General features: G+C 65.5%; 14 protein-coding genes. 3 read left to right on the top strand and 11 right to left on the bottom strand.

Going from position 1 to position 12,374, the window contains the following annotated elements:
- Positions 1-14: 14 nt before the first annotated feature.
- Together ACTHQS_RS11130 and ACTHQS_RS11125 are read right to left on the bottom strand one after the other, a co-directional pair.
- Entirely contained in the window at positions 15-593 is a 579-nt protein-coding gene (locus ACTHQS_RS11130; RefSeq protein WP_440169090.1) for a TlpA family protein disulfide reductase, read from the bottom strand.
- Between the two features lie 35 nt (positions 594-628).
- Entirely contained in the window at positions 629-1,309 is a 681-nt protein-coding gene (locus tag ACTHQS_RS11125) for a histidine phosphatase family protein (RefSeq protein WP_440168663.1), read from the bottom strand.
- Between the two features lie 217 nt (positions 1,310-1,526).
- On the opposite strand from ACTHQS_RS11125, the gene ACTHQS_RS11120 reads away from it, so the two are divergent.
- Both ACTHQS_RS11120 and ACTHQS_RS11115 read left to right on the top strand, forming a co-directional pair.
- On the top strand, positions 1,527-2,075 hold the full coding sequence (locus tag ACTHQS_RS11120; RefSeq protein WP_440168661.1) for a YceI family protein: 549 nt from the start codon (positions 1,527-1,529) through the stop codon (positions 2,073-2,075).
- 238 nt (positions 2,076-2,313) lie between these two features.
- Positions 2,314-3,141, top strand: a complete 828-nt coding sequence (locus ACTHQS_RS11115; RefSeq protein WP_440168659.1) for a hypothetical protein — start codon at positions 2,314-2,316, stop codon at positions 3,139-3,141.
- Positions 3,142-3,212: 71 nt separating this feature from the next.
- Here ACTHQS_RS11115 and ACTHQS_RS11110 read toward each other — a convergent pair whose 3' ends face one another.
- Positions 3,213-3,917 carry a redox-sensing transcriptional repressor Rex gene (locus ACTHQS_RS11110; protein WP_440168657.1) on the bottom strand — a complete coding sequence of 235 codons (705 nt, stop codon included), beginning with the start codon at positions 3,915-3,917 and terminating at the stop codon, positions 3,213-3,215.
- 10 nt (positions 3,918-3,927) lie between these two features.
- Positions 3,928-4,182: a glutaredoxin family protein gene (locus tag ACTHQS_RS11105; RefSeq protein ID WP_440168655.1), complete on the bottom strand. Its 255-nt coding sequence runs from the start codon at positions 4,180-4,182 to the stop codon at positions 3,928-3,930.
- A gap of 78 nt (positions 4,183-4,260) precedes the next feature.
- Here ACTHQS_RS11105 and ACTHQS_RS11100 point away from each other — a divergent pair, with 78 nt between their 5' ends.
- Positions 4,261-5,079 carry an HAD family hydrolase gene (locus ACTHQS_RS11100; protein ID WP_440168653.1) on the top strand — a complete coding sequence of 273 codons (819 nt, stop codon included), beginning with the start codon at positions 4,261-4,263 and terminating at the stop codon, positions 5,077-5,079.
- Positions 5,080-5,203: 124 nt separating this feature from the next.
- On the opposite strand, the gene ACTHQS_RS11095 is transcribed toward ACTHQS_RS11100, so the two are convergent.
- From ACTHQS_RS11095 to ACTHQS_RS11065, 7 genes are all read right to left on the bottom strand, one after another.
- Positions 5,204-5,302: a 30S ribosomal protein bS22 gene (locus ACTHQS_RS11095; RefSeq protein ID WP_003792170.1), complete on the bottom strand. Its 99-nt coding sequence runs from the start codon at positions 5,300-5,302 to the stop codon at positions 5,204-5,206.
- A 151-nt stretch (positions 5,303-5,453) separates the two neighbouring features.
- On the bottom strand, positions 5,454-5,666 hold the full coding sequence (locus tag ACTHQS_RS11090; protein WP_043452394.1) for a helix-turn-helix domain-containing protein: 213 nt from the start codon (positions 5,664-5,666) through the stop codon (positions 5,454-5,456).
- A gap of 154 nt (positions 5,667-5,820) precedes the next feature.
- Complete coding sequence (locus tag ACTHQS_RS11085) at positions 5,821-6,942, bottom strand: 3-deoxy-7-phosphoheptulonate synthase (RefSeq protein ID WP_440168651.1); 1,122 nt, start codon at positions 6,940-6,942, stop codon at positions 5,821-5,823.
- A 346-nt stretch (positions 6,943-7,288) separates the two neighbouring features.
- The gene (locus ACTHQS_RS11080; RefSeq protein ID WP_440168649.1) at positions 7,289-8,770 is read right to left on the bottom strand and encodes a rhamnulokinase; all 1,482 of its coding nucleotides are present in this window, start codon (positions 8,768-8,770) and stop codon (positions 7,289-7,291) included.
- The gene (locus tag ACTHQS_RS11075; RefSeq protein ID WP_440168647.1) at positions 8,767-10,803 is read right to left on the bottom strand and encodes a bifunctional aldolase/short-chain dehydrogenase; all 2,037 of its coding nucleotides are present in this window, start codon (positions 10,801-10,803) and stop codon (positions 8,767-8,769) included. The genes ACTHQS_RS11080 and ACTHQS_RS11075 overlap by 4 nt, the downstream gene beginning before the upstream one ends.
- Positions 10,804-10,809: 6 nt before the next feature.
- Positions 10,810-11,976: an L-rhamnose isomerase gene (gene rhaI, locus ACTHQS_RS11070; protein WP_440168645.1), complete on the bottom strand. Its 1,167-nt coding sequence runs from the start codon at positions 11,974-11,976 to the stop codon at positions 10,810-10,812.
- On the bottom strand, positions 11,973-12,359 hold the full coding sequence (locus tag ACTHQS_RS11065) for an L-rhamnose mutarotase (RefSeq protein WP_440168643.1): 387 nt from the start codon (positions 12,357-12,359) through the stop codon (positions 11,973-11,975). The genes rhaI and ACTHQS_RS11065 overlap by 4 nt, the downstream gene beginning before the upstream one ends.
- Between the last annotated feature and the right edge of the window lie 15 nt (positions 12,360-12,374).

The raw sequence follows: 12,374 nt of genomic DNA, 5'->3' as shown, positions 1-12,374 counted from the left end.
GTCCCGGGCCGTCCCTATTCCGCCACGGTGGCGGTGATGAGGGCCTTCAGGGTGCCCTTCTCGATTTCGCCAAGAACGCGGGAGGCCACGCGCCCTTGCTTGTCCAGCACCAGGGTGGTGGGCACGGCGCCCGGCGGCACCAGGCCGGACACGGACAGCAGGACGCCGCCGTCCTTGTCGTCAAAGCTGGGGTAGGTCAGGTTGAAGGTCTTCTCGAAAGCCTCGGCCGTGGGCTTCTCGTCCCGTAGGTTGACGCCGAAGAACTGCACGCCCTGGTCCTTGAACTCCTGGTGCAGCTCTTCAAGGAGCGGCGCTTCCACGCGGCACGGGGCGCAGGCGGCGAACCAGAAGTTCAGCACGCTGACTTTGCCCTGGAAGTCGGCCGCGGTTACTGCGGCGCCGTTGAAGAGTGCACCCTGGATCTGCACGGCTTCCTTGCGGTCCCCGACGGCGAACTCGGTCACGGACCCATCGCCGGCAACGTAATTCTTGTTGTCGCCCGCCTTGGCCTGCTTGGCCAGCGCGTCCTCCTGGGCGCAGCCGGAGAGGCCCAGGGTCAGCGCAGTCAGGGCCATGCCGCCTGCTGCGAGCATGCTGCGGCGCGAAGGAAGATTGTTGTTGCTCACTGCTAGGCTCCAGGGGTGCTGGCGGCACCGGGAAGAAGGGACGCCGCCGGCTCGCTGTACTCGACCCGCAAAAGCGAGCCGTCGTCGTCGAACACCAGGGACGTAACGGACGTGAGGGTGCACTCGCGCTTCCGCGGGTCATGCCACAGCGGCCGGCCCTCCGCGCTCAGCCGTGCCGCCCAGATTGGGAGCTGGTGGCTGACCAGAATGGCCTCCGGGCCTGTGGCGCCGAAGTCGCCGGCGGCCAGTTCGATTGCCCGCAAGCGGGCGTCCTGCACGGCGGCCGCCACCCGCGCTGCCTGCTGCTTGTACGGTTCGCCCCATGACGGACGGAGCGGGTTGACCAGGTGCGGCCAGTGCCTTGGCCGGCGGAGTTCGGCTTTGGTGACCTTCATGCCCTCGAAGTAGTTTTCCGCTTCGATGATGCGCCCGTCGGTGTGGATCTGCAGGTGCAGCGCTTCCGACGTCGGCCGTGCAGTTTCCTGCGCACGGTCCAGCGGAGAGGCGGCCAGGTAGGTGATCCGGGCGCCGCGCCCGGCGCGCTCGCGAAAGTGTTCGGCAAGCACCCGGGCCATCTCCTGCCCGAGTTCGGAGAGGTGGAATTCCGGGAGCCGTCCATAGAGAACGCCGTCGGGATTGTGGACCTCGCCGTGGCGGAGCAGATGGACAGTGGCTTGGGGCATGTTTACCAGTTTCTCAAAGATGGCGTGCGATCCGAAATCTTCCGTGCGCGCTTTCTACAAAGAGTAGAACCCAAGTTTCTGAAGAAATGTTCCGAAAGCGGGAACAAAACATGCAAACGCATGTTTATACTGGATGCACCAAGTTAGTTGAGACTTCAACCGATGAAGGTTCAACCGCACGATCACAGCAGCAGCATTCACACCAAGGAGCAACATCATGGCACTTCCCGCAGACGTCACCACCGGCACCTGGACCCTGGACAACTCCCACAGCGAGATCGGCTTCACCGTCCGCCACGCGGGCATCAGCAAGGTCCGTGGCCAGTTCAAGGAAGCCGAGGCCACCCTGGACCTTGCCGAAAACGTGGCCGACTCCAAGGTCAACGCCACCATCAAGACCGCCAGCTTCGACTCCGGCGACGTTAACCGCGACGGCCACGTCCGCGGCGAAGACTTCTTCGACGTCGAGCAGTTCCCGGAAATCTCCTTCGTTTCCAACGCGATCGTCGCCAAGGGCGACGCCTACGAGCTCCAGGGCGACCTCACCATCAAGGGCGTCACCCGTCCCGTCGCCCTCGAGACCGAGCTCCACGGTGTGGCCGTCGATCCGTTCGGCAACACCCGCGCCGGCCTCACCGCCGAAACCACCATCAGCCGCAAGGACTTCGGCCTGACCTGGAACGCCGTCCTCGAGGCCGGCGGCGTGCTGGTCAGCGACAAGGTTGCCATCAACCTGGAACTGGCCTTCATCGCCCCCGCAGCATAAGTCTCCCCGTTCACGGACACCCCGGTACCAGGCCAGTCCGGCCTTGTACCGGGGTGCCGTGTTTAACAAAGGGCTCCCAACGCTCGGGTTTACCTCCCGGCCGCGGGCGTTGATCCCGCCTGAATCACCCGCAAGGCAGTCCGCCGGGGGTACGGTGGTCTTAAGCCATGCTGGGGGGAAGGCTGAGGACCGATTCCCGGCAGCCCTACCCGGATCCCGACCTGCAGAAGGAACGCCAATGAGTACTCCTCCCGTCCCGCCTCCCGCGCCCCAAGACCCCCACTCCGGCAATGGCCAGCCAGGCAGTGAGCAGTCCGGCAGCCAGCAGCCTGGACCGCAGCAGCCCCGCTACGGCCAGAACGCGCCGCAATATGGCCAGAACGCTCCCCAGTACGGTCAGAACCAGCCCCAGTACGGATCCCAGCCGCCCGCAGCGCCACAGTACGGGCAGAACGCTCCGCAGTACGGTTCCCAGTATGGCCAGAATGCACCGCAGGCCCCGGGCTACAGCCAGAACCCACCCCAGTACGGCCAGTCGCCTTATGGCCAGTCCCCTTACGCCCAGTACCCTTCAGAGCAGCCGCAGCCGGCCGGCAGCAACGGCATCCCCCAGTTGGTGAACATCTCCTTCTGGCTGCTGATCGCCTCCGCCGTAATTTTTGTCATCGCCATGCTCACCGGCCTTACCCAGCTGGATGACCCCCAGTTCCGGCAGGCCTTTGAACAGCAGGTCCAGGCCAGCGGGGCGGGGGTCACCTACGACGACATCAAGAGCGTCATCGCCGGCACGTTGGTGGTTTTCGCCATCATCGGCGCCGCCCTCTACCTGCTGGTGGCCTTCTTCATCCGCAAGGGCAAGAACTGGGCCCGCATCCTCGGAACGGTGTTTGCAGCGCTGTCCGTACTCGGCCTGTTCGGAGTTCCCACGTTCGGAACGCTGGGTACCGTCCTTGGGATCGCCGCCATCGTCCTGCTCTACCTCCCCGCCGCTGCCCCGTACTTCCGGAAGCAGCAGCCCTTCACCAACCCGTATTCCGGCGGCTTCGGCAACCCTTACGGCCGGTAACCTCCAGCTGTCCAGCGCATCGGCGGCCCGGGATGTCCAGCATCCCGGGCCGCCGCTTTTAATGCTGGCCTCTAGGCTGTCTGACCCGGCGTCTGCGCGCGCTGGGCGTGATAGGCCAGGATTTGCAGTTCCGTGGCCATGTCCACCTTACGGAGGTTGACCCCCTCCGGAACCTGCAGCATCACGGGGGCGAAGCTGAGCACGCTGTGCACGCCCGCCGCCACCACCCGGTCGCAGACACCCTGGGCCACCGCGGCCGGCAGCGCCAGCACCACCATGTTGGCCCCGGTGCGGTGCAGGACTGTTTCAAGGTCGGCCACGTCGCTCACCCGCAGCCATCCCACCTCACTGCCCACTACCATCTGGTCAGCGTCGAAGATGGCGACCACGTCGAAGCCCCGCGATTCGAAACCGCCGTAGCGTGCCAGCGCCTTGCCCAGGTTTCCGGCTCCCACAATGGCCACTTTCCAGTCATGCGTCAGTCCCAGGGCTGCCGCGATGTGGCGGCTGAGGTACTGGACCTCGTAGCCCACGCCCCTGGTGCCGTAGGACCCCACATGGGACAGGTCCTTGCGCAGCGTGGAAGAACTGACGCCGGAGGCTTCCGCCAGGGATTCGGAGGAGACGCGCTCAACTCCTTCGGACAGCATGGTGTTCAGGGCACGGAGGTACAGCGTCAGCCGGGCCACGGCGGCAGGAGGAATCTGCTTTGCCGGTGCGCCCGTGGCATCCGGAAGGCCCGGGACAGGCTGGGACGTTGAATCCAAGGACGTCACTCACATCCCCCTAATTGGCCATGGCGCGCTGCAGGACGCGTTCCAGCCGGGCCTCGTCGATCTTCCAGAAGTCGCGCTGCACCCCGTCCACCAGGACCACCGGGATTTCCTCGGCGTAGCGCTCCCGCAATTCCGGCTGGTTGTCCACCCGCTCTTCGCTCCAGGTAAGCCCCAGCGAGGCAGTGACCCGGCCGACGGCGTCGCGCGCCTCCTCGCAAAGGTGGCAGTCAGCTTTGGTGACCAGGACGACGCGGGGGGTAGCCATGGCTTAACGGTATCGCCGTTCGCGCCGTCCGGGTGACGCCGACGGCGGCCCGGGGGTGGATTGACTAGACTCAAGTCCATGCCCGAGGAGAAATACGTCGCCGTCGTCACGCGGCCGGTTGCTGCGCCGCAGCCCGGTGAAGCGGCGTTTTTCGACGTGGATAATACGCTGATGCGCGGGGCCAGCCTCTTCCACGTAGCCCGGAAGATGCACCAGCGGGGGGCTTTCACCTTGGCCCAGGCCGCCGGGTTCGCGTGGAAGCAGTTCAAGTTCGTGACGCGCGGGGAAAACATCGACGACGTCCATGCGGTGCGCGATTCGGCCCTGACGCTGGCCGCCGGAATCACCGTTGACGACATCAAGGCCCTCGGCGAGGAAGTCTATGACGAGATGATCGCGTCACGGATCTGGCCTGGCGCCAAGGCGCTGGCGGAGCAGCACCTCCGGGTGGGCCGCCGCGTATGGCTGGTGACGGCCACGCCCATCGAAGTGGCAACGGTGATCTCCACCCGGCTGGGCTTGACCGGAGCCCTGGGCACGGTGGGCGAAGTGTCGGACGGCATGTACACCGGGCGCCTGGTTGGCGACATCCTGCACGGCTCGGCCAAAGCCGTGGCCGTCCAGGCCATCGCGGACCAAGAGGATCTGGACCTCAAGCGCTGCTGGGCATACAGCGATTCCTACAATGACGTCCCGCTGCTGTCACTGGTGGGACACCCTGTGGCCATCAACCCGGACGCCAAGCTCCGCCGCCACGCCCGTGACCGGAACTGGCCTGTCTATGATTTCCGGTCCGGCCGCCGCGCTGCCACGCTGGGCCTCAAGGCGGCAACCTTCGGCGGTGCTGTGTATGGCCTCTGGAAAGGCTTCGCCCGCATCCGCGGCCCCCGCATCTAGATGGCAGTAGATGCCGTTTTGAGCGCCCAAAACGACATCTACTGCCAGCCAGTTGGGTGCCGGGTAACAGAAAAGCCCGCCGCCTGGGTAGGCGACGGGCATTTCCACGCTGTTCGAAGTATCTCTACTTCTTGTTGCGGCGCTGGTGACGAGTCTTGCGAAGCAGCTTGCGGTGCTTCTTCTTGGCCATACGCTTGCGACGCTTCTTGATAACTGAACCCACGAAAGTTCCTTACAAACTAGATGCAGTACCTGCCTGATGGGGAATGTCCGTGGACAAAGCTACGAACTGAACAACTGACAGATTCTTACAATGACGTAAAACGTTCCTTAACAGGGTACCGCCTATCGGAGGCGGCTCAGGACAGGCGGTCTCAGGCGGTCTCGGTGTGGCCGTCCACAACGGCGCCCTTAAGGTACTGCTCAACGGCGTTTTCCGGGACCCGGTAGGAGCGGCCGAACCGCACCGCCGGCATTTCGCCGGAGTGGACCAGCCGGTAAACAGTCATTTTGGAGACGCGCATGACCTCGGCTACTTCAGCCACGGTCAGGAACTTCGCGTTGGAGAAGTTCTGTTCTGCCGACATTTCCCTATTTTCCTTTGCTGACGGATGGACAACAGTGACCCCAGGTACGTGCCAATGCGGTGTTCCGATGCTGAGCCATCCACCAACCACCTAAGTAGATACTCTAGATGTTCATGTGGCAGATGTGAAAGTAGTGCCTCCCCTATTTCACCCCCTAATTCGACTGCCGCCGCTTCCGTGCCGATGCCGCCAGCTGTTCCAGGACCGATGCGGAAACGTCCCAGTCCATGCAGGCGTCGGTGACGCTTTGGCCGTACACCAGCTCCGCCCGGCCCGCGGCGTGCTCGGCAACGTCCAAGTTCTGGGCGCCGCCCACCAGGAAGCTCTCAAGCATGACACCGGCAACGGCCCGCGCCGCGGCGCCGCCGTCCTCAAGCTGCGCACCGATTTCCAGTGCAACTTCTGCCTGGCGGTGGTGGCTCTTGCCGCTGTTGGCGTGGCTGGCGTCAACGATCAGGCGGGGGTTGAGCCCCTTGCCCGCGAGTTCGGTGGAGGCCCGTTCGACGTCAGCCGCTGAGTAGTTGGGCCCCTTGCGGCCGCCGCGGAGAATGACGTGCGTGTCCGGGTTTCCTGCCGTTGCCACCAGCGCGGCCCGGCCCTCGCCGTCGATCCCCAGGAACGCCTGGGCCGCAGCGGCGGCACCGCAGGCGTCGATGGCAACCTGCAGGCCGCCGTCGGTCCCGTTCTTGAAGCCGATGGGCATGGAGAGCCCGGAGGCCAGCTGCCGGTGGATCTGGCTCTCCGTGGTGCGTGCGCCGATGGCGCCCCAGGAGATCACGTCGGCCATGTACTGGGGGCTGATCGGTTCCAGGAATTCAGTGGCCGTGGGCAGGCCCAGCGCGGTGACCTGCTGCAGGAATTGCCTGGCAGCGCGGAGGCCGGTGACCATGTCGTGGCTGCCGTCCAGCCGGGGATCGTTGATCAGGCCCTTCCAGCCCACCGTGGTGCGCGGCTTCTCGAAGTAAGTCCGCATGACGATCAGCAGGTCTGCCTTGTGCTTCTCCGCCTGGCTCACCAGGCGGCGCGCGTATTCCAGCCCTGCCTTGGGGTCGTGGATGGAGCAGGGGCCCACGATGACCAGCAGGCGGTCATCCACGCCGTCCATGATGGCGCGTACTTCGTCCCGTCCGCGTTCGACGACGGCGGCCTCCCGCGCGCCCAGCGGCAGTTTGGTGAGAAGGTCCGAAGGGGTGGGCAGCGGAGTGAACTCGCTCACGCGCAGGTTGGACGTGGACTTGGTGGCGCTGGCCGGGGCTGCTGCTGTTGCGGTGCTCATGTTCGGGGTCCTGTTCCAGATGGGAAGCGGGCCCGGATTTCAGAACCCGCCGGAGAAACGGCGAAGGGCAGAGAATGATCTCTGCCCTGTTGGCTCTGAAGGAAGTTGGATGCGTGTCAGTTAGACGCGGGCTCCTCCAGAGCCAACGAAAAATACGCATACCAACGGTTAGTCATGGAAGAGACCATAAGCCCCGGCTGGCCCAGCCGCCAAATTACGCGCGTCACATTGGACCGTACATCGGAGGCGTAGTTGCGGAGCCCGGAAAGCGGAAGGTCGAAGATGGAATCGTTGTCCTGTCCTGTTTTCGGTTGGCCGGCAGCCTCGCCGTGGAGTTCCTCTATTTCTACTGCATGGATTCCTGACGCACGCTGATAAGTGGTTCGTAGCGGCAAAGGCTTGTTCCGGCCGCGACGATTCCACGCAATTCCGCCAGTCCTCCGGCGGCGGCCCCGGCGGCACGGGCCTGGACCAGCACGTTGCCCAAGGCAGTGGCTTCCACCGGACCCGCGACGACGGGCCGTCCGGTGGCATTGGCAGTGAGCTGGCACAGCAGGCTGTTCTGCGAGCCGCCGCCCACCACGTGCACTACGTCCACTTTGCGGCCGGCGAGGCGTTCCGCAGCAGTGATGGTCCTCGCGTAGCCGGCTGCGAGACTGTCCATGATGCAGCGGGCGATGGCCGCGGGATCATTGGGCAGGACCTCCCCGGTCCGCCGCACCGCCGCCCGGATGCGGTCGGGCATGTTGTCCGGGGCGATGAAGTACGGGTCATCGGCGTTGATTTGCGGGCCGCCTGCGGGAAGGGCAGCGGCGGCTGCGAGGAGCGCGCCAAGGTCCGGCTGGAAGCCTTCGCCGGCCCAGGTCCGCTGGCACTCGCTCAGCAGCCACAATCCACCCACATTGCGCAGATAGCGGATGGTGCCGTCCACACCGCGTTCATTGGTGAAGTTGGCTTCCCGGCTGGCCTCGGCCAGGACCGGATGCTTCAGTTCCAGCCCCACCAGTGACCACGTGCCGGACGAGATGTAGGCGAAGGCGTCTTCCGCGGCAGGAACAGCTGCGACGGCGGAGGCAGTGTCGTGCGAGCCGACCGCCACCACCTGGGTGTCCTGAGGCAGTCCAAGGGCCGCAGCGATCCCCGGCAGGAGCTGCCCGTAGGCTTCGCCGGGCTGGATCAGCGGCGGGAACAGGTCCTTCCGCAGCCCCAGTGCCGTGAAGAATTCGGCGGCCCACTCCCCCGCCACGGCGTCAAACAGCCCCGTAGTGGAGGCGTTGGTGGCCTCGGTCCGGCGCACTCCGGTGAGCAGGAAGGCGATCAGGTCCGGGATGAGCAGCGCCTGCAACCCGTCCAGGTCCTTCTCGGTGGCCAGCTGGTAGATGGTGTTGAACTGCAGGAACTGCAGTCCGGTGGTCTGGTACAGGCGTGCGGGGTCCACTTTGGCGTGGACAGGTGCGACGGCGGCCCGGCTGCGGTCGTCCCGGTAGCTGAACGGCTGGGCAACCAAATTTCCCGCGACGTCCACCAGCCCGTAGTCCACGGCCCACGTGTCGATGCCAATGCTGGCAATCGTTTCGCCCTGCACGGCGGCGGCTTTCGCTGCGGCGGCCAAGCCCTTGAGCACCTCCGCGAACAACGCGTCGAAGTCCCAGCGGAGGCCGCCGTCGAGCTCCACCACACCATTGGGGAAGCGGTGGACAGTCGCCAGCGAAACCCCTTCAGGGGAGACCCGTCCCAGCATCACCCGGCCCGAGGAGGCGCCGATGTCGACGGCGGCAAACACGCCAGAGGCAGGATGCGCGTCGGCCCCGCCTGACACGCTACTCATCGCAGGAAGGCTGCTGCGACGCCGGCGTCCACGGGGATGTGCAGGCCGGTGGTGTGGGACAGTTCGTTGCCGGTGAGGACGGCGGCGGCGTTGGCCACGTGCTCGGGCAGGACTTCGCGTTTGAGCAGGGTGCGCTGGGCGTAGTACTCGCCCAGTTTTTCCTCGTCCACGCCGTAGACCGCGGCGCGCTTGGCGCCCCAGCCGCCGGCGAAGATGCCGGAGCCGCGGACCACGCCGTCGGGGTTGATGCCGTTGACGCGGATGCCGTACTCGCCCAGTTCGGCCGCGAGCAGCCGGACCTGGTGGGCCTGGTCTGCCTTGGTGGCGGAGTAGGCGATGTTGTTGGGGCCGGCGAACACAGAGTTTTTGGAGGAGATGTAGATGATGTCCCCGCCCATGCCCTGGGCGATCATCACCTTGGCGGCGGCCTTGGCCACGAGAAACGAGCCCTTGGCCATGACGTTGTGCTGCAGGTCCCAGTCCTTCTCGGTGGTTTCCAGCAGCGGCTTGGAGATGGACAGGCCGGCGTTGTTGACCACCAGGTCCACACCCCCGAATGCAAGGACCGCGGCGTCGATCGCGGCCGAGACCTGTGCCTCGTCGGTGACGTCCGCCTGGACACCGATGGCGACGTCGGAGCCGCCGAGTTCTTCGGCGACCTTCTGCGCGTTCTCCACGTTCAGGTCGGCAATGACGACGCAGGCGCCTTCCGCGGCGAGGCGGGTGGCGATGGCTTTGCCGATGCCGGACGCGGCACCGGTCACCAGCGCGATGCGGGTGGCGTGGGACTTGGGCTTGGGCATCCGGGCCAGCTTGGCTTCCTCCAGGGCCCAGTATTCGATCCGGAACTTCTCGGATTCCTCGATCGGGGCGTAGGTGGAGATCGCCTCCGCGCCGCGCATGACGTTGATCGCGTTGAGGTAGAACTCCCCGGCCACCCGGGCGGTCTGCTTGTTCGCCCCGAAGGAGAACATGCCCACGCCGGGGACCAGAACGATCGCCGGGTCCGCGCCGCGCAGCGCCGGGGAGCCAACGTCCGCGTGCCGGTCGTAGTAGGCCTGGTAGTCCTCGCGGTAGTCGGCGTGCAGCTCGTGCAGCCGGGCGATGGAGTCCTCGATGGAGGCGTCCGCGGGCAGGTCCAGGATCAGTGGCTTGACCTTGGTGCGCAGGAAGTGGTCCGGGCAGGAGGTGCCGAGCGCGCCCAGCCGCGGGTGTTCGGCGGCTTCGAGGAAGTCCAGGACGACGGCGTCATCGCTGAAGTGCCCCAGGACCGGCTTGTCCGTGGAGGCCAGGCCGCGGATCACCGGTGCCAGGGCTGCGGCTTTGGCGTGCCGCTCGGCCTCGGGCAGGGCAGCGTAGCCGGGCAGCTTGGGCCCGAAGGGCTCGGCCTTGCCGTTGTCCTTGATGTACTTTTCGGCCTGGTCGATGATCCACAGCGAGTTGGTTTCGGCTTCTTCGCTGGTGGCGCCCCAGGCGGTGATGCCGTGGCCGCCCAGGATGGTGCCGACCGCTTGCGGGTTGGCGTCCTTGATCGCGGCGATGTCCAGGCCCAGCTGGAACCCGGGACGGCGCCAGGGCACCCAGACCACCTTGTTGCCGAAAATCTTTTCGGTCAGCGCCTCGCCGTCAGCGGCGGTGGCGATGGCGATGCCGGAGTCCGGGTGCAGGTGGTCCACGTGTGCGGCGTCCACCAGGCCGTGCATGGCCGTATCGATCGATGGGGCTGCGCCGCCCTTGCCGTGCAGGCAGTAATCGAAGGCGGCCACCATCTCGTCCTCCCGCTCGACGCCGGGGTAGACGTTTTTAAGCGCGGTCAGCCGGTCCAGGCGCAGCACCGCAAGGTTCTGCTCCTTCAGGGTGCCCAGGTCCCCGCCGGAACCCTTGACCCACAGCAGTTCCACGTCCTGGCCCGTGACCGGGTCCTTCTCGGTGCCCTTGGCCGAGGTATTGCCGCCGGCGAAATTGGTGTTCCGCTTATCCGCGCCCAGGCGGTTCGAACGCGAAATCAGGTCTTCAACAGTCTTATTGCTCATGGCTGGTTATGCGCCCCATCCGGCTTGCTGGCCGCCTGCGCGGTCCTCGTTGATCTGTTTCTGGTAGCCGCTGGCCTTGTAGGCTGCCATCGGGTCCGCGGGCAGGCCGCGGGATTCACGCCACTCGGCCAGCATGGGCCGGACGTCGGTGTAGAAGGCATCATTGAAGATGCCGTTGGCGGCCAGGACATCGCCCGCACACTGTGCCTCGTTCAGCGCTTCGGTGTCCACCAACAGGGCACGCAGGGTCATTTCCTGGACGTTGAGCACGGAGCGGATCTGGCCCGGGATCTTCTCTTCCAGGTTGTGGCACTGGTCCAGCATGAGCGCCACACCGGAGTCCTTGCCGTAGCCACCGCCCCGGATCACCTCGTGCATGATGCGGAAGAGCTGGAACGGATCCGCGGCACCCACGATCAGGTCGTCGTCGGCATAGAAGCGGGAGTTGAAGTCGAAGGACCCCAGCTTGCCCAGGCGCAGCAGCTGCATCACGATGAACTCGATATTGGTGCCCGGGGCATGGTGCCCGGTGTCCAGGCAGACGAACGCCTTCTCCCCCAGGGCCAGGGTCTGGGCGTAGGAGGTGCCCCAGTCCGGCACGTCGGTGTGGTAGAAAGCCGGCTCGAAGAACTTGTACTCCAGCACCAGGCGCTGCTCGTCGCCCAAGGCTGCGTAAATCTCCTGCAGGCTTTCCGCGAGCCTGTCCTGGCGGCCACGGATGTCATCCTGGCCCGGGTAGTTGGTGCCGTCCGCCAGCCAGATCTTCAGGTCCTGCGAGCCCGTAGCGTGCATGATCCCGATGCAGTCCAGGTGGTGGTCGATAGCCCGCCGGCGGACAGCCTCGTTGGAAGAGGTCAATGAGCCGAACTTGTACTCATCGTCCTGGAAGGTATTGGAGTTAATGGTGCCCAGCCCCACACCGAGTCCCGCCGCGTACTCCTTCAAAGCGGCGTAATCATCCACCTTGTCCCACGGGATATGCAGCGCCACTGTCGGGGCCAGGCCGGTCAGCTCATGGACCTTGGCGGCGTCCGCCAGCTTCTCCTGCACGGTCCGCGGCGTGCCCGGCGTGCCGAACACCTTGAAGCGCGTGCCTGAATTTCCATAGGCCCACGAAGGGACCTCAATGGCAAGCTCCCCGAGCCTGCCCAGCGCCGTTGCTACGTCGTTCATGATGGTTCTTTCCGGTGTTGAGCGTCTGTCTGATGCGATTGGTTGATGCCCCGCTGCTGGAGCAACTGGCTGTCGAGATTGAAGACTTCCTCCAGCACCTGGAACCCTTCGTCGGGTGCCTGGCCGGAATCTTCAAAGAGGCGGGCCATCTCGGCCTGCCAACGGGCATTAACATCCGTCAGGGCCATGCGGGCACGGACGGCGTCAAAGTCGTCGCACTCCACGTACCCCACCAGGAGCCCGTCTTCTGCCAGGAAGAGGGAGTAGTTATGCCAGCCGGCCTCCTTGAGTGCGTGCAGCATTTCCGGCCACACCGCGGCGTGCCGGCGTCGATATTCGTCGAGCAGCGCTGGCTGGACGGAAGAACGGAAACACACCCTCATCTGGATGTCCCTTCC

The sequence above is a fragment of the Arthrobacter sp. SAFR-044 genome (genome assembly GCF_051965175.1).
GTDB lineage: Bacteria > Actinomycetota > Actinomycetes > Actinomycetales > Micrococcaceae > Arthrobacter.
This window is presented reverse-complemented; position numbering and strand designations above follow the sequence as displayed.

Bases quoted from the DNA above. Each gene is read 5' to 3' on its own strand.
- ACTHQS_RS11130 (WP_440169090.1), bottom strand. From the start codon at position 593: ATGCTCGCAGCAGGCGGCATGGCCCTGACTGCGCTGACCCTGGGCCTC.
- ACTHQS_RS11125 (WP_440168663.1), bottom strand. From the start codon at position 1,309: ATGCCCCAAGCCACTGTCCATCTGCTCCGCCACGGCGAGGTCCACAAT.
- ACTHQS_RS11120 (WP_440168661.1), top strand. From the start codon at position 1,527: ATGGCACTTCCCGCAGACGTCACCACCGGCACCTGGACCCTGGACAAC.
- ACTHQS_RS11115 (WP_440168659.1), top strand. From the start codon at position 2,314: ATGAGTACTCCTCCCGTCCCGCCTCCCGCGCCCCAAGACCCCCACTCC.
- ACTHQS_RS11105 (WP_440168655.1), bottom strand. From the start codon at position 4,182: ATGGCTACCCCCCGCGTCGTCCTGGTCACCAAAGCTGACTGCCACCTT.
- ACTHQS_RS11100 (WP_440168653.1), top strand. From the start codon at position 4,261: ATGCCCGAGGAGAAATACGTCGCCGTCGTCACGCGGCCGGTTGCTGCG.
- ACTHQS_RS11090 (WP_043452394.1), bottom strand. From the start codon at position 5,666: ATGTCGGCAGAACAGAACTTCTCCAACGCGAAGTTCCTGACCGTGGCT.
- ACTHQS_RS11085 (WP_440168651.1), bottom strand. From the start codon at position 6,942: ATGAGCACCGCAACAGCAGCAGCCCCGGCCAGCGCCACCAAGTCCACG.
- ACTHQS_RS11080 (WP_440168649.1), bottom strand. From the start codon at position 8,770: ATGAGTAGCGTGTCAGGCGGGGCCGACGCGCATCCTGCCTCTGGCGTG.
- ACTHQS_RS11075 (WP_440168647.1), bottom strand. From the start codon at position 10,803: ATGAGCAATAAGACTGTTGAAGACCTGATTTCGCGTTCGAACCGCCTG.
- rhaI (WP_440168645.1), bottom strand. From the start codon at position 11,976: ATGAACGACGTAGCAACGGCGCTGGGCAGGCTCGGGGAGCTTGCCATT.
- ACTHQS_RS11065 (WP_440168643.1), bottom strand. From the start codon at position 12,359: ATGAGGGTGTGTTTCCGTTCTTCCGTCCAGCCAGCGCTGCTCGACGAA.